Annotated in this window: 16 protein-coding genes and 1 pseudogene; 3 read left to right on the top strand and 14 right to left on the bottom strand. The window is 57.5% G+C overall.

Going from position 1 to position 26,788, the window contains the following annotated elements:
• Positions 1 to 198: 198 nt before the first annotated feature.
• Positions 199 to 494, top strand: a pseudogene (locus tag FDQ92_RS15775) (integrase core domain-containing protein); the annotation flags it as partial.
• Positions 495 to 643: 149 nt separating this feature from the next.
• Here the strand turns inward: FDQ92_RS15775 and FDQ92_RS13235 are convergent.
• The 4 genes from FDQ92_RS13235 to FDQ92_RS13220 all read right to left on the bottom strand — a co-directional run bounded on the left by FDQ92_RS13235 (position 644) and on the right by FDQ92_RS13220 (position 4,935).
• Positions 644 to 868 carry an SH3 domain-containing protein gene (locus tag FDQ92_RS13235; protein ID WP_137425331.1) on the bottom strand — a complete coding sequence of 75 codons (225 nt, stop codon included), beginning with the start codon at positions 866 to 868 and terminating at the stop codon, positions 644 to 646.
• A gap of 168 nt (positions 869 to 1,036) precedes the next feature.
• On the bottom strand, positions 1,037 to 3,538 hold the full coding sequence (locus tag FDQ92_RS13230) for a pyruvate formate lyase family protein (RefSeq protein WP_137425330.1): 2,502 nt from the start codon (positions 3,536 to 3,538) through the stop codon (positions 1,037 to 1,039).
• Positions 3,539 to 3,565: 27 nt separating this feature from the next.
• Entirely contained in the window at positions 3,566 to 3,730 is a 165-nt protein-coding gene (locus tag FDQ92_RS16325; RefSeq protein WP_137424347.1) for a benzylsuccinate synthase gamma subunit family protein, read from the bottom strand.
• A gap of 230 nt (positions 3,731 to 3,960) precedes the next feature.
• Positions 3,961 to 4,935: a glycyl-radical enzyme activating protein gene (locus FDQ92_RS13220; RefSeq protein WP_137425329.1), complete on the bottom strand. Its 975-nt coding sequence runs from the start codon at positions 4,933 to 4,935 to the stop codon at positions 3,961 to 3,963.
• 838 nt (positions 4,936 to 5,773) lie between these two features.
• Here FDQ92_RS13220 and FDQ92_RS13215 point away from each other — a divergent pair.
• Positions 5,774 to 6,952: a methyl-accepting chemotaxis protein gene (locus tag FDQ92_RS13215; RefSeq protein WP_137425328.1), complete on the top strand. Its 1,179-nt coding sequence runs from the start codon at positions 5,774 to 5,776 to the stop codon at positions 6,950 to 6,952.
• Between the two features lie 96 nt (positions 6,953 to 7,048).
• Entirely contained in the window at positions 7,049 to 7,528 is a 480-nt protein-coding gene (locus tag FDQ92_RS13210) for a DUF2147 domain-containing protein (RefSeq protein WP_137425327.1), read from the top strand.
• A 93-nt stretch (positions 7,529 to 7,621) separates the two neighbouring features.
• Here FDQ92_RS13210 and FDQ92_RS13205 read toward each other — a convergent pair whose 3' ends face one another.
• From FDQ92_RS13205 to FDQ92_RS13160, 10 genes are all read right to left on the bottom strand, one after another.
• A complete protein-coding gene (locus FDQ92_RS13205; protein ID WP_281276823.1) occupies positions 7,622 to 7,825 on the bottom strand; it encodes an enoyl-CoA hydratase/isomerase family protein in 204 nt (67 codons plus the stop codon).
• 618 nt (positions 7,826 to 8,443) lie between these two features.
• The gene (locus FDQ92_RS13200) at positions 8,444 to 12,538 is read right to left on the bottom strand and encodes an Eco57I restriction-modification methylase domain-containing protein (RefSeq protein ID WP_137425325.1); all 4,095 of its coding nucleotides are present in this window, start codon (positions 12,536 to 12,538) and stop codon (positions 8,444 to 8,446) included.
• Positions 12,539 to 12,546: 8 nt separating this feature from the next.
• Positions 12,547 to 15,384, bottom strand: a complete 2,838-nt coding sequence (locus FDQ92_RS13195; RefSeq protein WP_137425324.1) for a helicase-related protein — start codon at positions 15,382 to 15,384, stop codon at positions 12,547 to 12,549.
• Positions 15,381 to 20,720, bottom strand: a complete 5,340-nt coding sequence (locus FDQ92_RS13190; RefSeq protein ID WP_137425323.1) for a DEAD/DEAH box helicase — start codon at positions 20,718 to 20,720, stop codon at positions 15,381 to 15,383. The genes FDQ92_RS13195 and FDQ92_RS13190 overlap by 4 nt, the downstream gene beginning before the upstream one ends.
• A gap of 109 nt (positions 20,721 to 20,829) precedes the next feature.
• Complete coding sequence (locus FDQ92_RS13185) at positions 20,830 to 21,195, bottom strand: hypothetical protein (RefSeq protein WP_137425322.1); 366 nt, start codon at positions 21,193 to 21,195, stop codon at positions 20,830 to 20,832.
• A gap of 197 nt (positions 21,196 to 21,392) precedes the next feature.
• Positions 21,393 to 22,187, bottom strand: coding sequence for an enoyl-CoA hydratase/isomerase family protein (locus FDQ92_RS13180; protein WP_137425321.1), 795 nt, complete (start codon positions 22,185 to 22,187; stop codon positions 21,393 to 21,395).
• A gap of 278 nt (positions 22,188 to 22,465) precedes the next feature.
• Positions 22,466 to 23,278 (bottom strand): enoyl-CoA hydratase/isomerase family protein, encoded by an 813-nt coding sequence (locus tag FDQ92_RS13175; RefSeq protein ID WP_170180368.1) that lies wholly within the window; start codon positions 23,276 to 23,278, stop codon positions 22,466 to 22,468.
• Positions 23,279 to 23,371: 93 nt separating this feature from the next.
• A complete protein-coding gene (locus FDQ92_RS13170; RefSeq protein ID WP_170180367.1) occupies positions 23,372 to 24,169 on the bottom strand; it encodes an enoyl-CoA hydratase/isomerase family protein in 798 nt (265 codons plus the stop codon).
• Positions 24,170 to 24,250: 81 nt separating this feature from the next.
• Positions 24,251 to 25,189, bottom strand: a complete 939-nt coding sequence (locus tag FDQ92_RS13165; RefSeq protein WP_137425318.1) for an NAD(P)H-dependent flavin oxidoreductase — start codon at positions 25,187 to 25,189, stop codon at positions 24,251 to 24,253.
• 72 nt (positions 25,190 to 25,261) lie between these two features.
• Positions 25,262 to 26,785, bottom strand: coding sequence for an acyl-CoA carboxylase subunit beta (locus tag FDQ92_RS13160; protein WP_281276873.1), 1,524 nt, complete (start codon positions 26,783 to 26,785; stop codon positions 25,262 to 25,264).
• Positions 26,786 to 26,788 lie beyond the last annotated feature (3 nt).

Raw genomic sequence — 26,788 nt, 5'->3', positions numbered from 1 at the left:
ATGGGAGCTCGCCGCCGCAGAGCAATACCGTCGACATTCTTATGGAGGCCGGAATCTACATGATCACAGGACACGCTTTTTCTGGAGCGCGAGGCACAAGAGGGCCGGACAGTTCGCTAATTTTCTGGTAGCGTTCTGAAAAAATGGAGACCTTAAGCAAAAAGGTTAAAAAGGGCAAAAAATCCCCCCCCTTCACCCGGTGTAAGAATCAGCATGGATGGCCGGGGAAGGGCATTTGACAACATCATGGTGGAGCGTCTGTGCGCTGGGTAAAATATGAGGAAGTCTATGTCAAGGACTACTGCACCCCCGGGGAGGCCCTCGAGGGCTTGGAGGGTTACTTTGATTTCTACAATAACGAGAGGTTACATCAGAATTTTGGTTATAAACCGCCGAGATCCTTCTATCCTATAGAGGAGGATAAGGAAGGGTTGGCCTCGCCTCGCCTGAGCTCCGCATGGGCTCCGCTCGGCTCGGCCAACCCGTTGCACTGAGCTTAAGCCTCGGCATTTTTTGCTAGACATTGGGGAAAACTTTAAATTATATCACACCTCCATAAACTGGCCGTCCGGGAGGAGCCGCATGCGGGCGGTTTCCCCCTTATCGGCACCCGCAATGCGGAGAGCCCGCTTGACAAAACAACCTAGTCCAGCACAGATGGTGTAACACCCTCTATACCGGCGGATTTACCCCACGGTGCGTCACCGGGCTTGACGATTTGCACCGCTTCTCCCTTGAGCTCGTTCACGGCGATCACTTCGCCGCACTTTATACATTGGCGCATAGACAAAGGGTCGTCAATCCGAGCGTTGTAGAGATAACGGAATTTATTTGCTGGAGCCTCAAATCCACAAGCTGAACATTTCATAAAATTTCCCCTCCCTTTCGATGGCTTGCCCGCCTCATTCTCCTTGCGAGATATTCAAGCTACCGGTCTTTGATAAGCCCACACCAGCCGATGAGGCATGGACACATCTTACGAATTTGAATGCCCGATACGGGAGGGGTAATCCGCCGTATCGGGCCAATCATCCCTTTACAGACCCTGAATGGTTCTTTGAATGATATTGTCCTGGGTCTTGCGGCTGATGTCCACAAAATGGGCGCTGTAGCCGGCAACCCGGACGATCACTTCCTGGTACTTTTCGGGGTCCTTCTGCGCCGCCCTAAGCGTGGCGTCATCGACCATGTTGAACTGTACGTGGTCCAGACCGAGGTCCGCCCAGGTCCGCATGTAGGCCTTCCACAACTGATAGCCCTGCTCACCCTTGAGCTGGGTCGGGGAAAGGCGCTGATTGAGGAGGAAGGCACGCCCAAGGCGCACATGGTCGAACTTGCCGCAGGATTTGAGCACCGCGGTAGGCCCCTTCTTGTCAAGCCCCGGACCGGGCGAGATCCCGCCGTCATAGAGCGCGTCGCCGCGTTTGCGGCCGTTGGGAAGGGCCCCAACGATGTTGGCATAGTGGATATTCCCGCTTACGTTCTCAGGTAAAAGCGGCCACGGATTCCCAGTTGGATCTTTCAGCTCTTTCGAATGCCTGGCAACCTCTTCAAGGCAACGCACCATGATCTGGTCCACATAGTCGTCATCATTTCCCCACTTGGGAGCATTCCGCACGAAATCCAGGCGCATTTCTTCATAACCGTCCCAGTTGGCCTGCAAAGCGTCCATCAATTGATCCATCGTGTATTTCTTCTCGTCGAAGACAAGCTTTTTTACGGCAGCAAGACTGTCCGCGTTCTCGACCCAGGTAAAGCCCGTAACCCAGCTGTTGCCTCGCTCACCTTCAGGGTTCACAATGTCTGTGCCCTGTTCCACCGATCGCTCGGAAATGGCTGAAAGAAACGGTCTTCCATAAAACTCCGGATCTTTTACCCGTCCGAGATTGACCGTTCTCACAAGCGTATCGGTGAGCCACTCCATCTGCTTCACCCAGGCTTCAAACAGCTCGTCGAAGCTTTTGAACTTCCTCGCATCTCCCGTCTTGGGACCCATTTGCATATTCACAACGGGATCATAGCCGTTGAACAGAGCATACTCGATCATCTTGGCGCAATTCGCGGTCGCAGAGGCCATACGGAACGGCTGAAAACCATGCTTTGTGGTCGGACACGGCGACATACACGCCTGGTGGACCCATGTTCTCGCTTCCTCCAGGGGATGCCCATGCCAATACATGGCATTTTGCACAAGGATCGGATCGTTACGCATGGAGGGATAACCAAGCCCGTGCCGGATGCATTCGAAGCATTCGCGCATGATGTCGTCGGGGACCTTGGGATGCCAGCGAAAGGCGAACGTCGGGTTGGCCACCCTGACAAGCCTGGCGGCTTGTAGAAACGCTCTTGTCAAATCGTTGCACGCGTCGGTGCCGTCCGGCTTGACGCCGCCAATAGTCCACACCCATGTGCCGGTAATCCCTTGCAGTCCTTCCCTGCCCCAACGTGGACCAAAGCCCCCGACTTCGTATGCCCGGATCATGAATTCACCCACCAGGTCCAGTGCCTCTTCACGGGTCAGGTTCTTCTCGATGTTGACATCCTTGTCGTAGAACGGCCCGTGATAGTAGTCCGGCCGGGCAGGCCACGCACCCTCGTATGCCTCGTACCGGGCGAGGATCTGGATGAAATGGTCCATTTGCAGCGATTCCTGCAGCGACCTCGGCGCCTTTGCGGGCACCCGCTCACAGGTCTCGGCAATACGCAGAAGCTCCTCCTTGCGTTTGGGGTCGCTTTCGAAGTTCTCCGCGATAATGCGAGCCAGCCGGGCGTAACGGCGTGCCCAGTCGACGGCCGCTTCGAGGACGATCAGCATCGCCTCCCAGTTTTGGATTTTTTCGTAGTAGGGTAAAAGCTCAGGCCCGGGTGTTCCACGGACAATCTCTTGCGCCTCGTCCAACCTGGCTTCTATTTCCTCCATGATATCTTCGAACCCGCGCTTTCCCGTCAACAGATATTCATAGTCTTTCCCGGAGTAGCCATAAGCCGAGGTGGGCACACCCCAACCAATCGCTCCACTCATGAACTTTACTGCATCCTCGGGGTCGAGCAGCCTCGCAACCTGGTCGATAGCCGTCTTTCCCGCCCAGTAGTTGTTGAGATCAGCCATAATCTTGAGCGATTCCTCTTCAGGTTCCGGAATAACGCCCTCGTCGTTGTACACCTCCTCGTTCACCATGCTTGCGCCCTCAATAGGCCACATCCCAAGCGTATTGGGGGCACTCCCAACATAGCCTACAAGCTGAGCGTGATCGGTGATAAATATCGGTATATTCCGCCAGACATGGGCGAGCGCTTTAGCTTTGCGCATCATGATGGGATCACGCTCGTTTTCCTTCCATGACTCAGTGAAAAGGATATTGCGCATTAGCTCAATTTTGATACCCGGAGCATACACTCCACCTATTGGGCCTTTTTTCCAAACCGCCTTGCGCAGATAGTCCAGCCGCGGGCTGCGCAGCTTTTCGGCCAGCTTCCACCATTGCTGGCTCTCTTTCAGTTGTTCGATGTCCTCTCTTGCTTCAGCTGCTTGTGCCATTGTAATTCCTCCTTAGTAGAATATCGATTACCTCTTTGCAAATTGGCTGCACTTCGAGGCGTCCTGGTCAGCCGCCACAGGCTTGGCCCTGTAGTATGCCTGCCTGGGATCCACTACCCGCTGAACACAGTCACCCATAGATTCATCATCTTCCTGAGGAAAATAATTCTTGCATTCTTTACATGTAGGCATTTGACTCCTCCTTTCTTTTTCTCTTCCAGCTCCATCCACCTACCGATTGCCCAGGTTTATCCAAACAGATTGCACCGACTTCCCCCCATCGGCACCGGGTCAGCACAGAACCAGGTGGTCAGCCGTCGTTCTCTACCGGAACCATGCGGGGCTTCCATTCCTAACGTTTGCTCACCTCCTTTGCTTCACGTTCGTCAACGCGTTCGTCAATCGCCATAAGCCGGGGTTCATCACCCCGATGCCGTTGCCTGTGCATCAAAACCCGACCCACCAATCGTCGCATTCAGTCCCGCCGACAGGTACAGCTCCAACAACGGCTCCACCTCATCCGGGTGAACACTTTCCGTCTCGGCAAAGGACCAGGGTCGTCCAAGCCAGCGGTATTTGTCCTGGCACCAGTTGTGAAAGGGCAGCAAGTCGATACGTTCCAACGATCCGGGAAGACTTCGAAGAAAAGCGACCACACGGCGGTGGTAGTCAATCGAATCGGTGCAGCGGGGCAACACCACAATTCTCAGCCAGATCCTGCAGCCCTTTGCCGCAAGCCTCTGCAAATTGTGAAGAATGAGCTGGTTCGGTACACCTGTCAGGCGCTCATGTTCATCGGAGTCGAGATGTTTCAGGTCGTACAGAATGATGTCGGCTCGTTCGGCGACGGGCTCCAATACCTCCCAGGGCGAATGGCCCGAAGTATCAAGGCAGATATGAAGGCTTCGCGCCTTGAGCGCATCCATCAGCTTTCGGACAAATTCGCCAAACACCAGAGGCTCCCCGCCACTGATGGTCACCCCCCCTCCGGAATTGTCATAGAAAGGCCGATCCCGCTCGAGCTCTTCGACGATTTCTTCAATGGACATGGGCTTGCCGACCTGCTCGAGCGCACCGTAGCTGCACGCCTCCACGCATTTCATACACCGGTCACATCTCGCCTTGTCGATCTTATAGTAGGTCGAGTCCTCACGCTGAGCTTCTTCCGGGGGAATCGGAGGGAAAATCGCCTGGTTGGGACAGACATCGAAACAGTGTCCGCATTGAACGCATAATCTACTTTTCCAGTAAATCTCGGGGGAAAACGACTGTGTTTCAGGGTTATGGCACCATTGACACCGGAAAGGACATCCCTTAAAAAACACGATCGTCCGAAACCCGGGTCCGTCGTTTACGGAAAATCGTTGAATTTGCGTAACGAGTGGTCGGTTTTCCACTTAAACACCTCCTTAAGAATGCTGTGAACTCAAGGATCCGACAACCCTCACAAGTACAAGGCCGCGCGCCGTGCCTCGCGGCGAAAACTTCCATAGGGAGCGCCTCATACCACCGTGTGTTAAATTTCATTCTATCGTTTTGCAATCCGCTTTAGAACTCATCATAGCTCAACGCGTTCTGCACGACAACACCCTGGAACACGACAACACCGTAGGATGGAAGCTGCTTTTGCAGCAACAAGAATGCCAGTCACTTGTGCTGCCCGGGCATTCAGAAATTGAGTTAGTCGTAAACCGCATCTGTGAAGGCCTTTGGAAGGGTGTTTGGATGAAATCCTCGAAAAGCGCAGGCCCGTGCCTCTCCGACCGGGGTAAAGCGGAGCCGCCAGTGTCGGACAGTATGGCCGAACTCTGCGGCCATCCTGGCCGAATGTTGACCTGCATGGTGATTGCGTGGCGCATGGGCGTTTGTCCGAGCCACCGAGTGTCCGCATGGGAGGTCGCCGCCTTAAGACGATAACGATACTGTCGACGTTCTATGGATGGCGGAATGTCATCTCCATATGGCACGAGCGTTGCTGAGTTAACGTGTGCACAACCACTATGTTGCACTCGAACATAGTGTAAATTTAGGGTTGGTAGTTTGCAGCCTCATACGTTCTATTCACCAATTCCCGGAAGGCATCGTTTTGGCCTGAAGAGCGGGCATGAGAGGGGGATCGTCGGGTTTGGGAAGTCCGAATCTTTCGAGGCCGGCCTATTAAGGCCTTTACAGAGGCTCCGGGAACTGCTCAATCGTATTTCATCCGAGTGAATCCTTTGGGGAGGGGGGTGTAATATGCTGTGGGAGATCTTACTACTTTCCGGTTATGTGGTAATCGGTGAATTCCTGGCTTCCATTTCGACCTATGCCGTATACAAGAAAGGACTTACTACCAGGGTCTTGATCTGGTTGTTGCCGGGTATATTTTGTCTTTGTGTGACCCTTTTCATTGTCGGTAAATTTGGTGCATACAATCCTCGGGCTGTGGCGTTTGGTCTAATTGTCGGACCTTCCAGCTTGCTCATCAACCTAATTCTATTGGCGAGAAGAATCGTAACACCGATCACTCAAGTGGCCTTGACACTCTCTGCCAGCTCCAGGCAGATCGTCGCATGTTCCGCCCAGGTGACTTCGGTCGGTCAATCCCTCACGGAAGCTGCATCGGAACAGGCTGCTTCCACTGAGGAGACATCCGCGGCCTTGGAGGAAATCGCCAGCATGGCTGCGCAAAGCACGGAGAGTGCGGGTGAAGCGCAACGGCTGATGGACCATGCTGGAGGAATGAATGCACACGCCAACGACCTGATGCATAATCTCAGGGCTGCAATGAAAACGGTTTTGGACGCGAGCGAAGGAACGAAAAGAATCATCAAGGTCATCGACGAAATCGCTTTCAAGACCAATATACTTGCGCTCAATGCCGCAGTGGAGGCAGCCCGGGCAGGAGAGGCGGGGGCCGGCTTCGCGGTGGTGGCGGATGAGGTCAGGACACTGGCCCTCCAATCCGCCAAATCCGCACAAGATACCGCAGCACTTATTGAAACCACACTCAAGGGCATCCAGGATGCTGTGCAGTTGACGCTTGAGACTGACGAGGCCTTTCAGCAGATGAAGGATGGTTCCGAAAAGGTAGCCGTGATGGTGAGCCAAATACTGACCGCCAGCAAAGAAATTGCGATTGGAATTGCACAGTCGAATGAGGCTGTGGCCCAGATCGCCAAAATGACCCAGCAAAATGCCGCTGCCGCCGAGCAGTTGGCCTCGTCAGCCGGCGAACTCAACGGTCTCGGAAAGGCTGTCGACAGATCTGCACAGAAGCTCACGCAGGTGATGCAGGGAACGGCGGAAGTGGTTTCCGATCCGGCGTTTGTTGACGCTTTCGCTGTTCCACGTCATGCGCTGCCACGGGCCGAAGGGCTTCTCCCGGATGCTGGTGCCTCACGCACATCCCTGCCTGTCGCAGAGACGTTTTGAGCGTCGACAACCGGGAGGGGGTGGTGTTCCCATGGAAAAGGCGGAGTTTTGGAGGCAACGTAACACACACTGGAAAAATGGGGAGGAGCGTAGGAAATGAAAAAGTTGATGGTATTGGCGGCAGGCATAATGTTTCTTTGGGCTGCATCGGATGCTATCGGTGCTGAGAGCGATGGCATCCTGGGAGTATGGACCACTCAAGGGGGCAAGTACAAAGTCGAGATTTTCAAGTGCGGAGCGGCCTTTTGTGGTAAGGTGGTATGGCTTGCGGAGCCCGAATATCCCGCTGGGGACGAGAAAGGTATGGCGGGAAAGGCAAAAGTGGACAGAAACAACCCGGAAGAGAGCTTAAGGTCGCGACCTCTGCTGGGTCTTCAGATGATGAAGGGCTTCACCTATTCCGCCGACAATAGCACCTGGGAGGGCGGGACCATCTATGACCCGGATAACGGCAAGACGTATAAATGCAAGATCACTCAACCCAACGCCGATCAATTGAATGTACGGGGCTTTATCGGGTTTTCACTGCTCGGTCGTACTGAAAAGTGGGTACGGGCAGAGACCGGAAACAACTAACGACGGTTCCGGCCGCCTTTTCCACATTCCCCGTCGCCTCATCCTAATGATGAGCGACGGGGAGTCATTATTTACAAGAAGCAAGCTGGTTGCTCAGTGAAAATATCCGCAGAGTATATATGTCTGTAAACGCATCGCGATGGGTGAACCGTTCAGGATGCTTGTCACCATGGCCATACTGACCGCCTCCAGCGACTCTCGAGAAACCATGTGATTGAGCATGCCGATTTCTTTGGCTTCGGCGGCGGAAAGGGCATCTCCCGTATAGAGCATTTCCATCGCCTTCGGCAGACCCAATGTTTTTGGATAAAGCTAGGCCGCCCCAAAGCCGGGGAAGAAGCCGAATCCCCCTCGTTCCCAAGCTCCGGCTTGGGAACGACCTGCCCGGGAAGCTCCAGCTTCGCCACACTGTAAAGCATTTGGTAGCGTAGAAAATAATAGACCTAATATTTGATGCCAAATTCTATTTCCCCTCCCCTTGTGGGAGGGGATTAAGGGGAGGGGGCTGAAGGGAGCCGGCCGGGATCTCGAAGTGGTCTTTGTGGGTGAAGACCGGGATCCACCCTAGAATACTAGGTGTGACGAAGTAGGGGTGTTCGGATCCTTTGTTATGGATTCTGCAACGGGTTCGCATGGGTCACGGCCTCATGGGAACCGAAGCTGGAGCTTCTGCACAGTTGTGTTCCCAAGCTCGAGCTTGGGAACAAGGTGGAACCCGGAGCTGAGGAGACACCTCAGAGTACTGCCTATACATTCCGCCCGGTCGTAGCCTCGCCAACCTCTGTTCGGACTGATCCCGGTGATGCCGGATCCGTCAAGAAGCCAACGCATTGAGACGCAGCGTCCCCTCGTCATGTGCTATGCCGGCTGCCCGATGCCGGATCCGTCAAGAAGCCAACGCATTGACACCGCGGTTCAACATGGACGATGAACTACGGAAGGGTGCGCCGGGGGCGGATCAAACCGGGTTTGGTACGGAGTGCCCGTTCGAAGGGCTTCCTGCATGGCGTCGTAGATCTCCAGGATGACGCGCTTAGTTCGATACTCGCCGTATCGTTGTTCGTCCTTTCGCTTAACGATTGGGAAAGTGTCCAGGATGTAATCCACCGCATCGCGCGGGGTGGAAAAGTGACGCTTCAGTTCCTCCAGTTCTTCCGGAGCTTCGTCCCGGACCGCTCCTTCGTCCTTTAGGGCGCGCTTCCATTGCCCGTCCGCCGTGGCGGGAACATACAGGTGAAAGAAGGCCGCATCCAACTCGCAGCGCAACAGAAACCGGCGTTCCTCGTCCCAGCGAAAGGGCGGCCCCTCGTAGCCGCAGTCCCGAGCGAAGGGCTGCAGGTCCCAAGCCGTGTAGGTCAGTTCCAGGATGCGTGGAAGGAACCAACTCTTGAGGTTTTTATTATCGGCGGTCCACAGGCAGGTGTTTTCAAAGCGATCTGGCGGTAGCGCAGGTAATTGCTGTGCAATAAAGAAATTGAGATGGGTCCCTCCAACTTTGAATCGTGCCGCATAGTCTAGGGAGTGGCTGGAAAATATTGAAGAGAATAGCTGAGCGTCTTCCATGGCGACCGTCCAAATAGGGAGATTGTTCCCCACAGCACACGCGAGAAAAACACCACCGAGAACCGTCCGCTCGTTGGTGGTATTGGTGATATCGCGCCAGCCGAGGAGCCAGCCTCGGGTCCAGCCGGTGGGCCCGAGAGCGGCCTGGACGTCAGCTTCCTTCACCCAGTAGCGGGGAAGGACAACGAAGGCGGGGTCCTGCTTTTCCTCGGAGGCGACGTCCCGGATTTTTGTCCCGTCGTAGGTCGCCCAGCGGTGATCGAAATGGTGGATCATCTTGGCTTCATAGAGCGGCAGGTATTTTTCGCCGTCTTTTTCGAAAATGTTGCCGTCAAGGCGCCAGCCGTCGGCTTCCAGTTGGTCCCGGGTGCGAAACAGATCGGAGTCGTTGGACATATCGAACATGCGAGTAAATTTCACACCCCAGGGGTTCTCTTCGGGGCGGCCGTCCCGGGCTTCGCGGATGAGCACCGGGACGCGGCGGTAGACGGCCTTGGTAAGTTCCGCGTCCTTTCTCGAGCGAAAGACGGGACAGGTGAGCGTGTTGGGGTTGAGGAGGGCGATGTCCTCGGCCGACAGGCTGAAGCGGCGCTCGGGGTCGCGAAGATCTTCCACCCCATGGGCGAAGAAGGCAAACTCCGCAGCCGTATGCGTGGGTTGTTTCCCTCCCCCCGCCGTAAACAGACAGAATTTCATGCGACTGTCGACTTCCGGAAAAATCCCCTTGTTTTCAAAGTCGAAGAGGCTCACCAGGGACCGGGTTTCAATGACGTTCTGAAAGAAGAACTTGGTGGTGTCGTCGGTGGCGATCCCGGTGGGGAGCACACAGCCCATACGGCCCCGTTCGTTCAGTACATCCCGCATAGCCTCGGCAAAAACGGCATACAGGTTGATGTCCCCGCGCCCACAAAAAGGGTAGCGACCGCTGCTCCGAAAGAAGTGGCTCTCCCCTTCAGCCCTTCTTAAGTCTTCGATGAATTCCTCATGGAGCCGAGGCTCAGACACGATCAGATCTTGGATCATGCGTTTTCGGGCGGCGGCGTTGGGAGCACTAGCGATCGCCTCATTGCGTCCGGCAAACCATTCCTTTTCCTGGAGTTTCACACGCTCCCACGGCGGATTGCCCAGGACGCAATCGAAACCGCCTCGGGCGAACACCTGTGGGAAGGCCAAATGCCAATGGAAAAACCGGTATTGGTCCGCCAGACGTTGCACTTCCTTGCGCTGCTCGGGGGTGAGAGCGTTCGGGGTTTCCTGGAGTTTTCGGAGGATGTCGGTGATGATGGGGGGCGGCGCGTCTTTTTGTTTCTTCCACACGAAGGCGGCGCACCAAGCGTCCGCCGCAAGGCGTGCCCGCCGGTATTCCTCGGAACCGAGCAGTTCATTGAAAGAAGCGGCCTTTTCTCGAACTTCATCCAAGGTTTCCTCGGGCTTTTCATCCAACGCGCGGGCCCGATCTTCCATTGTTCGATAAGCTTTTTGGGATTCAGCGGCAAGGAGGGGGTACATTGTGATTTGTCCATCACTTTCCTGCTTGTTCTTTCTGCGAAGGACTCTGCAGATCTTCTTGTCGTCCCCAATGAGGGGCTTGAAGGCGTCGTCGGGGATGCCCTCCTTCATGAGTTCCGGCGTGGTTCCCAGCAGGCTGTTTCCCACTTGGATGTGGTGGTCCAGAAAGGTCAGGGGCTTTCCCGGCTCCAGGGCTTCCAGCCACAGGCTCACCTTGCACAGTTCTACGGCCATTGGGTTCAGGTCCACGCCGTAGAGGCACCGGCTGATGACGTCGCGAAGTGCCTGTTGGTAAAGAAGCGGACTGGGTTCGGAATCGCCTTGAGTCTGAGCCCGAAGGGCCGCCAGACGCCGGGCCAGGCGACGGGCGGCGCCCACGAGAAAATGTCCGGATCCCACGGCGGGATCACAGACCGTGATGGAAAGAAGGGCTTCTTCGGCCTCGGGACCGCTCTTTCCCTTCACAGCGGCGTCCACCAGGGGATCCAAGGCCGTGTCCAAAAGCGACTGAACCAGCGCATCCGGGGTGTAGTAGGAACCGGATGTCTTCCGCTCGCTTCCGGCGAAACGGGCGAAGGTGAAGCGGGCTCCGTCGGCGCTGATCCGGGGAATCAGAGCCAGGAGGCTTTCGTAGATGCCGCCCAGTTCTTCGGCTCCGAGGCTCTTGTAGTCCACCGGCCGAAGGACCTTGCCCTGGCGCGTGAAGGCGAGTGACCGCAAGGCCTCCAAGAAGTCATAGTTGGCCAGCTCGGCGTCGTTCAGATCGGCGGTGGATCGGGGATTCCACAGGAAGCTTCCGAGCGCCGGAAGGGCCAGGTGTTCACGTGCGGCTTCGCCGTCAGGAGTACCGGAAAGGGCTTGGACCACCACTTGAAACTGGCGCCAGAGATCCCCGTGGCGGCTTCCCTTGATGCGGGAGGCCAGGTCGCGAAGCCGGCTGGTGCTGTAGTGGGCGGCGTAGCGTTCCCGGGCCGCCCGAGCCTGGGCGGAGTTCCCACGGGGATGAAGCAGGGGTACGCCGTCCAAGGTGCGGTCTTCAGACACGAAAAGAAAGATGATCCGGTAAATGATGCGAAGGAGCTGGCCGTGGAAGTTGCTGAGCGACAGGTCTTCGGATCGCAGGGCGTCCCGCAGGCGCGTGTTTTGCGGATGGCTGGTAAAGCCTTCGCCGAGGATCTCAAGCGCCCGTTCCACCCCTTGGCGCAGATCACCCAAGGCGCGGGTACCCTGTTCCCGGGCGATGCGAGTCCACTCTTCCAGATAACAGCTTTCGGGGCGGTCGCCGTCCCGGGGAACGAAACGGCTCGCATGGGCGGTGAGCCAAAGGGGCACGAAGTCGCTGTAGAGTTCCCCGTCGAACATGGATTCCAGGTCGAATTCCAGAAAGGACTGGCGGGAAAGGGCCTGGCTGTCCCGAAGGATTCGCAACCGCAGGCCGTTACAGACGATGCCCCAGAGGTGCTTGGGGCTCCGGTTCAGGAATTCCTGCACCAGCCCGTGTGGGTTCGAGGCGGCAGCGCCGCGCACGCCGGCGGCTCTGCGGTCCAGCGACAGTTCGCAGCCGATGAGATGGATCGGCACGGGGCCGAACATCCGGCTGATGGCGTAAGTGCGGCCATTGATTTCCGGAGCCGGCGTGGTGGGAAGCGAGCCGAAGCCCAGTTCCCGAAGAAGCGGGAGAGTCCATCTTTCATTGGTGATTCCGGTGCGGGCGCCCTGGCCGGTTCGGACCGACTGAAAATCCTTCCATTGCTTCAGAAGCTTGTTCCAGCTCTGGGTGATCCGCTCATGGAGTCGCTCTCCTTTGGCCAGGTCGTAATCCTTCGGTCGGGTGCCGGGAAGTTCCCCCCTGGGATCGAGGATACGGCGCAAAAGATCGGGCGGAAGCAGCCCCCCTTCCGACCGAACGGCCTGAAAATCCTGTTTTCTTCGGGACATGGCGATTTCTACCTCGGCAGCAGGATGAAGGCTCCCAGGATGTCCACCGGAAGAACCGGTTCGACATGGCCGATGCGGCTGGAGGCCGGCACCGCTTCCCGAACCCGTTCGTGGGCCTGCCGTTGCTTTTCGGCCCTTTCGAGCGCCGCAGAGGCCAGCAGCTCCCTCAGCTTGGGAAGCGTCCTTTCAGCCAGGCCCGTCTGCTGGTCCACGGCCGTGGACGGCAGGTTCTTTTCGGGAACGGCGTCCAGGAGTGCTTCCGCCTCTTCCGCCGGGAGCCACACGGGGTCGTACGACGAACCCGTACAGGCCATGGGTACCACCTCTTCGCAAAGAAGACTTTCCATAACCCCGGTGCTTCTTTTCATCTGGTAGCGAAAGCGCACTATAAGGAGGGTGGTTCGCCCGCTCACGAGGGAAGTGGCCATGACACCGAGCCGTGAGGCGATGCGCCGCCCGTTTCCAGCCAGAGGATTCAATGCTTGATCCAGGACCCAGCCGGCGAGTCCTTCGATCACGGGACTGGTCCGGGCAAGATAGATTTCGTCGCGGTCCACGGGCAATTCGAACCGCCCCGTGAAGGGCTCATCCATTCCCAAAGCCTGGCGAAAGCTGCGCGGGGTTACGTCTCCGAGATGGACTTTAACCGCCTGGCCGTTCATCTCATGGGGAATGCCTGCGGCTTGAAGCGTTTCTCGGAAAAACCGGGCCACATCCTGGCTACGGCCGATGGCGTCGCGCACGCTTCGGAGTTCCCCGGCCACCACATCCGGGTCCAGGGCGTGCTGGGCGAAGCGGCTGCGGCTCACCTTTTCCCGGTCGCTCGCGCTGTCCCATTCCTGGTGCAGTTCCTTCCGTTTTCTTTCCAAATCGTACACGAAGGGCATGACCAGTTGGCGAGGGGCCGCGGCTTCCTTTCTCCTGTGGCGCGCGGTTTCAAAGAGGGCTTCGGCGATTTCTTCGCTGGACTTTGGCACAGTCACGATGATTCCGAGATCGCTTTTGATACGCTTGTGCTTTCGGATGAGGACATCCAGGATGGCTTTGTCGATGGGGTTGTCTTGGCCGTAATAGGTGATCACGCGGACTTCGGGGCTCTTTTGGCCGAATCGGTCTACGCGGCCTTCCCGTTGTTCGTGGCGGGTGGGATTCCATGCCAGATCGTAATGGAGCACGGCGTTGAAGTGGTCCTGGAGATTGATCCCTTCAGCCAGGCAGTCGGTGGCGACCAGGACGTACGGGCCGGGTTCGGTAACCAACGCCTGGATGCGCGCCTCCCGCTCGGCGGGAGGCAGCGTGCCGGTCACCGCCTCCACGCGCACCTTGCCTTTGAGAGCCGTATGAAGATGCTCGGCCACATACCGGGCTGTATCTATGAAGCGGCAAAAGACCACGGGATGAAATCCTTCGTCCAGAAGGCCTTGGATTTCCTGGATGGCGCCCTGAAGCTTGTTGTCCTGTTCGGGCGTGATGGCTTCGGCACGGCGGGCGAATTCCAACAGCTTGCGGCGTACGGTGTCCGTAGCCGATTCCGTGTCGGAGCCGGGAGAAAAATCCACGGGAAGGGCATCGTCGGTATCGTCCTGGTCCAGAACAGTCCGTCGCCCCACGTCCTCCACGGCCTCGTCATCGGCGGCATCTACGGCGGCTCGGGTGCGGAGCGTTGCGGCCGCCGCAGCAGGGCTGGACGAAACGCATCGCAAGAGAGCCAGAGCCGACCAGTAGCGCACCCTCCGATGCCGCCAGGAACCTTCCTCATCGGAAACGTAACCTTCCACGAAGCTGAGAATGTCGTTGAAAAACTTCCGATAGGGCTCAGTGAAGGTGTAAGTGGGTTCGGGAACCTTGTCTTTGCGTTCGGGGAAGGCCGTGTCCGCTTCCAGGTAATGGCGGATGTCGGCACGGCGGCGCTGCACCAAGTGCCGCGCCAGTTTCCTTCGAATGCCCTCACGGCCCTTGGCGTCCAGGTCCAGAGGCAGATCGGCGAATTCCTTCCGCAGCAAACTCAAAAGGGATCGGAACGCCTGCTCGTTCCCGCTGTGGGGCGTGGCGGTTACCAGGATCACATGGCGGGATTCTTCGGAGGTGATCCGGCGAAGCAACTCGAAGCGCTGCTGGCGGGCGCGCCCGGAGCCGTCGCCGACGGTGCAGCCGTGCGCCTCATCCACGATGACCAGTTCCGGGCATTTATTGATGAAGTCTTCCGCACGCCGCGAGGTCTTGATGAAATCGGCGGAGACCACCGTGAAGGGATAGCGATCGAAGACGGAAATATCCAGGGGAAGGTCCCGTTCCAGGCGCTGGATGGTTCCGGAAAGGATCAGCTCCGCTTCGATGTGAAATTTCTGGGAGAGTTCCAGCTGCCATTGCTCGGCCAGATGGGGCGGACACAGCACCGTGAAGCGCCGGATTTCCCCTCGATCCAGCAGTTCGCGGGCGATGAGGACCGCTTCCACGGTTTTTCCTATCCCCACATCGTCGGCGATGAGGAGCCGAACCGGATTCAGTTTGAGAGCCATGATGAGAGGCACCAATTGATAGGGGCGGGGTTCCACGGCGATGCGGCCGAAAGACCGAAAGGGCCCGGCGGCAGCGCGGGTGGACAGGCGCGCCGCATCGCGAAGGAGCCGACCGGAAAAGGAATCGCCCAGGTCGCCGCGGCCGGGCAGCGGAAAAGAACTGGATTGCACGGATTCGATGGCCGGAATGATGCCGGCGGTCTCCTCGTCCAAGCCGCCGACGGGACGGGCTAGGATAAGATCGTCGGTGGATTCGGGGAGCACGACCCATTCGCGACCGCGCGCATGGATCAAGCTCCCCGGTTCGAACTGGAGTGCCATGGTCATGATCCAATCCTCCCGAAAATGTCCGGATGGCGTCGGAAAATTTCCGTCCAGTCGTCCTTGTGGTGAAAACGGATCACGATGTAGCCGTGTTCCATGAGCCGTTGGGTCACCGCTTCGTCTTCGCGGATTTGGGCGGGGTCGTCATGGGGCGGCCCGTCGATGTAGATGGCTGCGTTGGTGTCCGCATAGAAGAAATCAGGCCGGGTATGGCATGCTTCGATCAACACCTGGGCGTCACTGGGCGGATTGAGCAGGAGTTTGTCCAGTACATCGAGCCACTTCTTTTCCAGGGCGCTGTCGCAGCGCTTGCGAAGAGCCGCCAGTCGTTCCTCACGGGATCCCACGCCGCCCGAGGGACGGCATTGAGCGGCGGTCAGACGTGCAAGAAAGTCCCGGACAAGATAGCGGTCCAGGTACCGGTGGTCGGGCTGGTTCCCGTAGTCCAGAAGACAAGCATAGCAGGCCTGGCCGCAGGTGTTGGAGGCCTTGTCTTCCAGGGTCACAGGATCGAAGTGGCAGATTTCCAGGGCTGTTCGAGCCAAAGCGGGAAACACGCTCGGGTCGTCCACGATTTGGCGGAGCACCCCGGCGCCGCCTTCCGATGCTTCGTAGAAAAGGATTTCCCGCCGGTTGTCGGCATCCGGCAGGGGTTCGCAGCCCAGTTCCCGCGGTTCGATCTGAAAGTACTTCTGAACGGCTTCCTTGAAGGCCGCCTGTAAGCCGGCCATTTCCAACATACCTGGAGGTGGATCGAAGCTCATGACCAGCGCGTTCTTAGTATCTCGGATATAGGGCACCACCCGTTGGACGCGTCCCGAGGCGAGCGCATTGTCCGAGTCTTCCGTGTCCGCCTGGTTTCGTGACCAGTAGCCTCGCTCCAAGTCCAAGTCAAAACCTACGCGTTGGTTGCGGCGCTGGTTACTCCAACCCAGGTTGATGCGGAAAAGGTCGGCGGCGTCCCCATAGGAAAGCCGAAGCATAAGGTCGCCGTCACACCAGATTTCGGCGTCCCGCCGGTCCAGTCTTCCACCCACTTCAGGGAAACGATAAGCGGTGACGATTCGATAGCCGAGGCGCTGGCGCTCTTCCTCATCGCAGGTGATCCGTTGGGCGGGCTGAAGGCTCACATTCTGCATGTACACCAAGTTCTCGATACACGCGGACCTATCCAGTGTCGTACCGCACCGGTCGCATATCTCGGCGAAGGCGAGTCCCTGCTCCATGTGGGCATAGCCGCATCCGGCGCAGCGCTTCATCACGGCCGTGGCCAGGCTGTGGGTAGCCTCCACGTCGTCGGATCCGAAGTCCAGGTTGGCCTTGTAAACGCGGTACCGGGCCCCCTCGTGATAGATCAGGGCTCGCGGGCCGAATTCTGAAATGGCGAGAAAACGCGGGCGGGAGACGAATTCGTCCCGACCTTCCCGTTTCCTCCGGCCGGGAATGTAAGCCGAAATGGGAAGACGGGGGAAATTGTAGCCGGGGAGAAATCCTTCCGTGGCAAAATACCGGTAGCTGTAGAAGTCCCCTTCATAGAGGCCTTCCGCTTCCGTGAGCAGGCGGATCTGGCTTTCCGCCTGGGCACGCAAGCGCCGGGAGTGATCCCGCTCGTTTTCAGGGCGGGAATGGTCGCCGATGATTCGGTGGTGAAGTTCCCTCTGGCGTACTGCGGCCCGGTAAAGACTGCGCCAGCGGTCACAGGCGGTGTCAAACGATTTTTCCAGTTGGTCTAAGATATCCTTCACCCAATTTTCGTGGAACCAGGGTGAGGCCGAGAGTTCTTCACGAATGGACCACACAAGCCGCTGCGCCCGTTCCAGGGCTTGGCTGCGATAGCGCAGGTTCCTCAGGACCTCGAGGATCGCCTCTTGGATAGGGAGAGGAAGTCCTCCGTCTTCCGGCCTGAGATCCAAGACCTGGGTGAGGGTCCGCCCCAGGTCGGGTTTGGCGATTTCCATCCAGACGGCATGAATATGGGAGCGGATCAGGTCCCGGTTCGCAATATCGATCCGGGGGGGAGCCACCACCCCGGCCACCATCTGCTCGGGTTCCCGGAAGAAGTATTGGTCGTGGGGGCTACGGCCCGCACAATAGGTGTAAACCAGGGCCGGCTCACCGCCGCGGCCGGCGCGGCCGCTTCGCTGGGCGTAGTTGGCTGGAGTCGGCGGAACGTTTCGCAGGTTCACCACGTTCAAGTCAGCGATGTCCACTCCCAGTTCCATGGTTGGAGAACAGAAAAGGAGTGGAAGTCGGCCGGATCGGAAGCGGTCCTCCCGATCCTTTCTTAGTTCGGCATCCACCTGCGCTGTGTGTTCCCGAGCTTCCAGGAGGCACTTCAGGTCCACGAACCGGCGGTAGCATTCCACGAAATAGCGGTTGACCTCGGGAGGGACCTCCCCGGCTTCCGCCAGCCGGGTCCGGTCGATGGGCCGGATCGCACCGGTGCCTGGTAACCACCGGACGGCATCCGGATTGATCTGGTAGCCCGGATCCTCACCGTCCCGGTCACCTCGCACCTGCTCCACGATGCCGTATCGCCGCAAGCCCAAGAAGAGAAAGCCGATGATTTCATCGATTTCGGCGCGCCCGAGGCGTATTCCCGGTGCGTTCCGGTTGAGGGTGCGCTTCACGTAGCGGCCGAAGGCGCCGTAAGACGAGACGAAGAGCCCATAAGGGTCATCGCGGCGTTTTCCTTTGCGCTGCGGCCGTGGATAAGCGACGGTCGCTTTCACGAGGTCACGGGGATCATCCAGGTACCAGACGGTATCTTCGCGGAGGCGGGACCGGGTTTGTTCCACCAGGTCGTGCTGTTTGGATGGGTTCAAAACATCCACTTTGATGGCGAGGGATCTGCGAAGCACGTCCAAAAGCGTGCGCAGTATCTCTTCGCGCACATCAGCGGACAGACTGCGCAGAGGTTCGGGTGTGGGAATGAAGGTGGAGTCCTTGGAGGTCGTCCGAATGGTGAATCCTGACTCCCAAAGGTCTTTCTCGGCGAGCAGGCTTTCGTCACCGGTGAGTCCCTCATAATCGAATCGGAGCAGCCCACACTCTTCCAGGTTGGGCGCCGTGACACGCCAGCCCCGCTGCAGGTCTCGGTAAAGGAAGTATTCGATGACCCGGCGCAGGGCATCCTCGGTAGTTTGTCGTCCCGGACCCCGAACGTCCGGATCAGACGCATACTCCTCGAACGCACGACCCATGGCATCCAAAACGTACCGGGATAACTGGTAATGCTTGAGCCCTGCGGAGTGAAAACCCTCCGGCGATCGGCCCTCTCGTGCAGCTGTCCTGTTCGGGCCGGGGTTGAGGGTTGAAGGCGCGCCGGCGGTTTCGAGGGCCTTGAAGAGTCCTGAACGCAGTAGGGCCACCTGAGCAAAATCGTTGAAATGGCCCGCCTGCAGGGAGGCATCCTGGCGGTTATCGGTAAAGCTGAGCAGCTTACGGGCTTCACGGCGGAGTTGCACATCTCCCTGGAGTTCGATGAGCGCACGGATGGCCAAGATGGTGGTGGCTGTGCTGCGGTTGTCCACGCCGAGCGTGGCCAGCTTGGTGCGTTCGGCTCTTTGGTGCCGTGTGTAAGCCACGCCGCAATGGAGGCAGAAGGGGAAATGGCCCTGGATGAAAGCGGCATCGAGACCTTCGCCCTCGGAGACGATCCGGCCCGAAGCGTCCACGAAGACGGGCTCGGGGAGGTCTTTTTTGGCATCGCGGGCCGGCCTTTCGGTCTCCTCGACGGTCCACTCCTTCATGAAATCCGGAAGGCGTTCCAGCATTTCCGGGCCCACGGTACGAGGCCATGGCCTTTGGGAGGAAATAAAGAGATAACCGGGGATAGTCAGGTGTTCGTCTTCCTCCTGACGGTCTTCCCGAGGAAGAAGCCGTCGGCCATGTTCGTCCTTAGCGACTTTTACTCGGTAGTAGGCTGCACCGCAATGGCGACAAAAGACGAGGGGAAAGAGGAGTTTTTGGGGTTCGCCGGGCTTGGAAATCTTCTTGGAAAGTTCGAGATGTCGCTGATCTTCCGGTTCGATGGTGGTCCAGACGGTATCTCCACGTGTGAAAAACTGATGCAACCGGAAGGCAAAGACCGGAAACCGACTGGAGGCACTTCGATAGATCTGGGAACCTTTGAGAAGGAAGCGACGAATCACATGGGCACACCGACTCGAATCCATCGAGGTTATTCGTGCCAATGCTTCCGCCGCACCGTCGCCGCCCAAAAGGCGCCTCGGTGCCTGGCGCACAAGTCGGCCGGTTTCCGATTCGGTGCGGATACCAAAAGCCGATTCGATCCACGACGAGAGAGGGTGTGAACAAAAACTGTCCGTATCGTCGGGGGCTTCCGCATCCGTTTCGATGGCGTGGCGAAGTTGCGCGATAACGTCAGGGGCATTGAAGTCCAGTTCCCGTGTGGCACGCTCCAGCGCTTCTCCAATGATCTGATCCGAGGTGAAAGGTACCCCGAAGAGCTTTTGACCGACTTGGGCCACGTGCTGTTTCTGATCTTCCGAAGTTCCTTCACTGGCCATGGTGGCGGAGGTTCCTACGCAGACGATGTCCTCCGCTCCAAAAGCCAAACGGCACCTTCGAATGAGCATGGCCACGTCGGCACCTTGACGGCCCCGATAAGTATGGAGCTCGTCGAAGACGAGGAACCGCAGGGCGCGTGCCGCCTCCACCAGTCCGGCATCTTCCCTGCGGGTGAGAAGAAGCTCCAGCATCATGTAGTTGGTCAAGAGGATGTCCGGTGGATTGGTGCGGATCTGCTCCCTTTCCGCTCCGCGCTCTTGACCTGTATAGCGGGCGAATCGGACGGGGGGCAGACGTTCCGGATAGACTTTTTGAAGGTATTTGCTCAGTTCTTCGGCCTGACTGTTGGCCAAAGCGTTCATGGGATAGACCACGATGGCCTGAATGCCCTTTCCGGATCCGCGATGCAGGACGTGGCTTACGATGGGTACGATGTAGGTGAGGCTTTTGCCTGATCCTGTGCCACTTGTGAGAACGTAGGATCGGCCTTCCTTAGCCTTGAGGATGGCGTCCAGTTGGTGACGGTAGAGGGAAAGCTCCTTTCCCAGGGGATCTTCATCAGATTTGCCGAGTCGAAAGATTTCAGAACATTTTGGGTGGAGAATCCCTCGTTCCACCAAGTCGTCGATGGTACCCCCGGATTCGAAGGACGGGTTAAGTTGAATCAGCGGTTCAGGCCAAAAGGCTCCCGCGTTGAGCTCCTCCGTGACGAATCGGTCAATTCTTGGATCGCCGATCTTGATGAAGCTTCGGGTATATTCGTTGTAGTCTTCGACAAGTTTGTCCCGCAGCGCAAAGATGTCCACTGGACCACCTCCTCTCAGTAACGCGGTGCCGTAAGGAAACCAGTTGTCCGTGACCGGCAGCCACCGCTGGCACTAAAACCATCGTGCAGACGGCGATTAGAACATGGCGTTATGGGGGAAGATCGTTGACTAAGAGGTAGTAATGGAGCGTGTCGCAGTTGTCTACCGCTGCGTGCCGAAACTCCACAGCCCGGCCCTCGGCGGTGGCCTCGTCGGCCTTTTCGATGTGGTAGGGCGCATGCAGGTTGTGATCCCGAGCCGACCAGCGTTTCTCAAAGGCCGGAAGAGAGGGATCCTTCAAAGAAAACATGGCGAAGGCGCTCATGGACGCATCCGCAAAGGAGATCTGCGGCCTGCCTTTGCGGGCATCGGGGATTTTTTCGAACTCACGGCGCACCGCCCTCACCAGAGCATCGGCATTCAGATGCTTGCGAAGTCGGATCTTGGAGGAAGGAGCGTTTTTGCCGGGCTTCATGGCAAGGTAGCCCAGTAGAGACGCGGGCTGCTCTCCAGCGGGAAAAACCAAAATGGTCGAAAAAGTTCACCCTCGAAACCCCCTTTGGAGCCTGTAACGACCCCGCGGGTTTTCGAACACCAAATCCTTGAACACCAAATCCTTCAAGCCCCGGTTTTCAAGGCTTTACAGGGGCTCCGGGAATTGCTGTTTCTCACTCATTTCCCTTTCCAGATAGGTGATCTCTTCTCCACGAAGGCTTTAAAACCCTCCATTATGTCCTCAGTACGCATCAGGCTATGAATTACATGGTCTGTTAGAGACATGGCATCAGGGCGGCTCATATCCTCGCCTCTTCGAACCAGCTCTTTTGCTGCCCTTATTGCGAGAGGATTATTTCTACAGATCCTCTCCGCCATCTCTGTTGCGGCAGGGAGCAGTTCCTCAGCGGAAACGATTCTGTTCACCAGGCCAACCTCGTAAGCCCTATGTGCGCTCATTCCATCGGTGGTAAGGAGCATTTCACAGGCGACCCCTCGGGGGATATAGCGCTGGAGAAGTGCGGTAAAGGTTGCCGGCATGCCTAATCTCGGCTCCGGCACCCCAAATTGAGCAGTCGGGGTGGCAAGCCTTATATCGCTTTCCAGCGCCAGCCACAAGCCTCCGCCAAGACAGTATCCGTTGATGGCAGCAATAATCGGTTTCGAGAGATCATAGCTTGCAGGAGATGCGCGCCAAGCAGGCGCCTCTTTCTCCCAAGAGATCACCCTTGATGGAGGAGTGCCCTTTATTGCCTCTAACAGTTCCACGTCAGATGCAATATCAACCCCGGCACAAAATGCATTTCCCATGCCTGTGAGGATAGCCACCCACACGTCATCATCGTCCCTGAAATCCACCCAGGTCTTTGCTAACTCATTGACAAGCTCAGGATTGAGGGCATTCAACTTCTCAGGACGATTCATGGTAATGTAAGCGATCTTATCCTTCTTCTCATAGATAACTAATGACATAAAGCGCCTCCTTGTCAGCGGGTGCAGATCCTTTGCTTCTTGTTCCCAGGCTCCAGCTTGGGAACACAACTGTGCAGAAGCTCCAGCTTCGGTGAGGCCCTTCCAAAGCCAGAGCTTGGGAACGTGGGGAAAGACCACTTCGAGATTCCAGCGAGCTCCCTAGAAAGACAGCGCGTCTCAGCTGTAGCAGGAAGGAAGCTGGAGCTTCCCGGGCAGGGCGTTCCCAAGCTGGAGCTTGGGAACGAGGGGAACAGCTGCTTCCCTTATGAGTCTGAGGATCAAATGCCTTTAAAGGCGGCGGGACGCTTCTCGCGGAAGGCGGTTAGCCCTTCCACATGGTCTTTCGATGCAAGCGTAATACTCTCATAGACAGCGGCGTCGTCCAACATGGTAGCAAAGTCCGAGGTCAATCCCTTGTAAACCTGCGACTTCATCAAACGTATGGCGATGGGTGGACCGTTCACGATCTTTGTCACCATGGCCATGGTGACCGCCTCCAGCGACTCTCGAGAAGCCACGTGATTGAGCATGCCTATTTCTTTGGCTTCGGCGGCGGAAAGGGCATCTCCCGTATAGAGCATTTCCATCGCCTTCGCCAGACCCAAGGCTTTTGGATAAAGCCAGGCCGCCCCAAAGCCGGGGAAGAGGCCGAGTTTGACGAAGCCGCACATAAAGACCGCATCGTCGCTGGCGGTTCTAAGATCGCACGATAGGGCCAAATCGAAACCTGCGCCCACACACGGACCGTTTATCATGGCAACAGTGGGTTTTTCCATGGTCTGAATTCCAATCATGATTTTCCGGCTGGCCTTGAAGAGAAACGAACGCCGCAGCGCTTCAACGCCCATCGCCGCCAGGTCCTCGCCACTCTTACCCCCGGGCATGATGTCCAGATCGGCGCCGGCGCAGAAGGCCTTTCCGGCACCGGTGATGAGCAGGGCGCGAATGAAGTCGTCCTCCGCCACGTCCTCCATTGCCATTATCAGCTCATCCATCATCTTTCTGTTCATAGCATTCCTGCTGTTCGGTCTATTGAGTGTCAGTGTTGCCAGATGGTCTTTCTTCTCCAGAATAATTGTCTCAAACTTCATATGCTCCTCCATGCAGGCGCGTCCTGCAACGGTTTTCGCTCAACGATCCGGCAAGTGAGCCTGGAGAGCATCGATGTTATTTGGCGGCCAAGTCTATCTTCCCCTGAAAACAGGCTCCCTTTTTTCCAAAAACGCCTTGAATCCTTCCATGAAATCGTCGCTTTTTGATACCACTCCGAGCGCATAGGCCTCGTAGTCGAGGGCCATGGCCAAATCCATTTTGAAGAAATTCTGCAGGCCTCGTTTTGCAAGAGCAATGGGAATGGGGGCGTTTCGCGCAATCCTGCCCGCAAGGTCGTAGGTTGCCCGATGGAGCTCTTCATGAGGGACAACCTTGTTGACCATGCCCAGCCGGAAGGCTTCCTGCGCATCTATAACCTCCCCGGTGAAAATCAGTTCGGCAGCCTTGGCATAGCCCACCAGACGGGGTAGGAAGTAGATGCCGCCCCAGTCGGGATGAGCCCCCCGGCGGGTGAACACCTGTCCGAACCTTGCTTTTTCACTGGCAATGCGGATGTCACAGGAAAGGGCCAGATTGCATCCGCCACCGGCCGCCACACCGTTGACCGCGGCGATAACCGGTTTTTCCAGGCTGTTGATAGCCAGAACCACCTTACACATGGTCATTCTGTCGCTGGTGGCCGTGCCGGCGTCGGCAATGGCTTTACTCGTTCCTTCCACAAACTCGTTGACGTCCCCTCCCGAGCAAAAAGCCTTTCCGGCGCCTGTAATAACAAGCACTCTCACGTCCACATCCCGACCGGCCGATTCCACGGCTTCGAGGATTTCTTCCCGCATCCGTCCGGCAAAAGCGTTGTACTTGTCGGGCCGGTTGAGCGTGATCGTCCCGATCGCATCTTTTTTCTCAAATAATACATAGTCCCATTTCATCGGCGTCCTCCTTGCGCCCATCCGTGCGAGCGTCCAACCAACCACCAACGGCTCTTCCGTCTCTGCGGCCTGCCGCAGACACTACGTGTCGAACACCCCGCGCAGAGCTTCGAGAAGCGAGCGCGCCGATCGCACCATGTTTGGAAAGACTTCGACGGCACTGCCGATCTCATGAATCAAACCACACACCTGCCCGCAGGGCATCAGCGAAGTCTCCGCGTCTGCGCACTCCATAACATATGCCCGGTCCCCCTCGGCAGTGAGCCGCTGATCTTCCGTGGCTTTGTCTGACCCGCGAATGCGGGCGGCCGTCTTGTTGTTCAGAACACGCATAGGCATCGCGTCTTTGCCAAGCAGCACGGTGGCGCCACATCCCGCATCAACGACCGACTGCTTGAAGAAACCGGGAACGGGGCACTCATGGGTAGCCAGAAAGGCCGTACCGACTTCGGCACCTTCGGCGCCGAGAGCCAGAGCCGCCAGGAACCCCCTGGCGTCGCCAATGCCTCCAGCCGCCACAACGGGTATCGTCAGGGCATCCACCAGTTGTGGAACCAGGCAGAAGGTCGTCATCATCTCCCTGCCCACATGTCCGCCGGCTTCAAAACCGGTGGCGATCACCCCATCGACCCCCGCACTTTGCGCCTTTTTCGCCATTTCCACGGTTGAAACCTTGTGCAGAACCTTCAGACCCGCCTCCTTGGCAGCCCCCATCAATTTGGACGGATCTCCGGCAGACGTCGTGATGACCCGGAGCTTCGCTTCAATCGCTATCGCCAGTGCGTCGAACGCATTCGGACGATAAATGGGGATATTGATCCCCACCGGCAGGCTCGTAAGCTCCAGAGCCCGAGCGAGTTCCGAGCGCAGCCGATCGGTCGATAGGCCCGACGCGGCAATCTGACCGAAACCTCCACCGTTGGATACAGCCGCGGCCATTTCTCCAAGGGTTATGTGGCGCATGGCTCCAAGGATGAGCGGGTATTTGACGCCAAGTATGCGTGTGATCCGATTGTGCATTTCGTTCCCTCCAGTATGCTTGCGGCCGGCTCGAACCACCCGCGTATCGGCACATGGCGGTGCAGCGGTGGGCTAAAGCGGGATATTGCCATGCCGCTTGTTCATTTTCCGCACACGGCTCTCCCGCATCTCCGGCAGTGCCTGGAATGCTCGGATCAGGTAGGACCGGGTCTCCGCCGGCGCGATCACATCGTGGACCCCCAAATTGGACGAGGCATCGTAGATCGGATTGGCGTAGGTCTCTCGATACGCCTGAAGCTTTTCTTGAATAAACTCCTTCGTAACGTCCTTGCGCCGTCCGTACAGGAGATTTACCGACTGCTCGGCGCCGAGTATCCCCGTTTCCACGGTAGGCCAGTACACAACAATGTCCGTGCTCAGTCCGGACAGAACCCCCATGCCAAGATTTCCTCCGCCATATGCTTTTCTCAAAACCACACAAATGCGTGGTACCGAGGCCTCGCAAAGCGCATAAAGCACTTTCGCGCCATGGCGGATAATGCCGGAGTGCTCCTGCCCGGAGCCGGGCATATACGCCGGTGTATCGACCAGCAGAAGAATGGGGATATTGAAACAATCACAGAAGCGGATGAATCGTGCCTGCTTGTCGGAACTGTCGAAAGTCATGGCCCCCGCCATGACACTGGGTTGATTGGCAACAACCCCGATGGTCTTGCCGTCAAGACGACCGAACCCGACGACCACCTCGCGTGCGAATTCCCTTTTCACCTCGAGAAAGTCGCCGCTGTCCACAATGGCATGAATGATTCGATGGACATCGTAGGGTTTGTTCGGTGACGAAGGCACGACCTCGTTGAGCTCATCACAAGATCGATTCGGGCTGTCACTGCTCTGGTACACGGGGGGTTTTTCCTCACAGTTGAGCGGCAGGAAGCTGATCAGTCTCCGAATCTCCGCCAGGCACTCCTGCTCGCTGACGCATCGGAAGTCGCATACACCCGATTTCTGAGCATGAACCTTCGCACCCCCCAGGTCCTCCTTGCTGATGTCTTCTCCGGTGACCATCCTCACTACATCGGGTCCTGTAATGAACATGTGGGAAATGCCGTCGACCATGAAGATGAAATCGGTCAAGGCGGGAGAGTATACGGAGATCCCTCCGCAGGTGCCGAGGATCGCGGAGATCTGGGGAATCAGTCCAGATCCGAGGGTATTCGGGTAAAAGACCGAGCCACCGTGCTTTTCCTGTAGGCCTGCAAAGAGGGAACGTTTCATGCTCCCCAGCATCTCGACCTCGTAAGCGTTTGGAAGCCTCGCTCCCGGAGAATCGTTCAGGCCGATCACCGGCACTTTCTTGTCTATAGCCCGCTCGATGGTCTCGTACATTTTCCTGCCATGTTCCATTCCGATGGATCCGCCGCGGACGGTCGCGTCCTGGGAGAAAACATACACGGGCCTGCCGTAAATCGTTCCGCAGCCGCAGACAATTCCGTCTCCGGGCTGGTCGACGGCATGTCCGACCAACATGTGGATTTCAAAAAAGCTATCCGGATCCAGAAGCTGGCTCACCCGCTCCCTCGCCGTCAACTTACCCAACCCATGGTGTTGCCGGACCTTCTCTTCACCACCGCCCATCAA

Origin of the sequence: Desulfoglaeba alkanexedens ALDC, from assembly GCF_005377625.1 — a bacterium.
Classification (GTDB): Bacteria; Desulfobacterota; Syntrophobacteria; order Syntrophobacterales; family DSM-9756; genus Desulfoglaeba; species Desulfoglaeba alkanexedens.
The sequence above is the reverse complement of the archived record's forward strand: the minus strand, read 5'-3'. Positions and strand labels throughout refer to the sequence as shown.

Bases quoted from the DNA above. Each gene is read 5' to 3' on its own strand.
- FDQ92_RS13200 (WP_137425325.1), bottom strand. From the start codon at position 12,538: ATGTCCCGAAGAAAACAGGATTTTCAGGCCGTTCGGTCGGAAGGGGGG.
- FDQ92_RS13170 (WP_170180367.1), bottom strand. From the start codon at position 24,169: ATGAAATGGGACTATGTATTATTTGAGAAAAAAGATGCGATCGGGACG.
- FDQ92_RS13165 (WP_137425318.1), bottom strand. From the start codon at position 25,189: ATGCACAATCGGATCACACGCATACTTGGCGTCAAATACCCGCTCATC.
- FDQ92_RS13210 (WP_137425327.1), top strand. From the start codon at position 7,049: ATGAAAAAGTTGATGGTATTGGCGGCAGGCATAATGTTTCTTTGGGCT.
- FDQ92_RS13160 (WP_281276873.1), bottom strand. From the start codon at position 26,785: ATGGGCGGTGGTGAAGAGAAGGTCCGGCAACACCATGGGTTGGGTAAG.
- FDQ92_RS13185 (WP_137425322.1), bottom strand. From the start codon at position 21,195: ATGAAGCCCGGCAAAAACGCTCCTTCCTCCAAGATCCGACTTCGCAAG.
- FDQ92_RS13230 (WP_137425330.1), bottom strand. From the start codon at position 3,538: ATGGCACAAGCAGCTGAAGCAAGAGAGGACATCGAACAACTGAAAGAG.
- FDQ92_RS13180 (WP_137425321.1), bottom strand. From the start codon at position 22,187: ATGTCATTAGTTATCTATGAGAAGAAGGATAAGATCGCTTACATTACC.
- FDQ92_RS13215 (WP_137425328.1), top strand. From the start codon at position 5,774: ATGCTGTGGGAGATCTTACTACTTTCCGGTTATGTGGTAATCGGTGAA.
- FDQ92_RS13235 (WP_137425331.1), bottom strand. From the start codon at position 868: ATGAAATGTTCAGCTTGTGGATTTGAGGCTCCAGCAAATAAATTCCGT.
- FDQ92_RS13175 (WP_170180368.1), bottom strand. From the start codon at position 23,278: ATGAAGTTTGAGACAATTATTCTGGAGAAGAAAGACCATCTGGCAACA.
- FDQ92_RS13195 (WP_137425324.1), bottom strand. From the start codon at position 15,384: ATGACCATGGCACTCCAGTTCGAACCGGGGAGCTTGATCCATGCGCGC.
- FDQ92_RS16325 (WP_137424347.1), bottom strand. From the start codon at position 3,730: ATGCCTACATGTAAAGAATGCAAGAATTATTTTCCTCAGGAAGATGAT.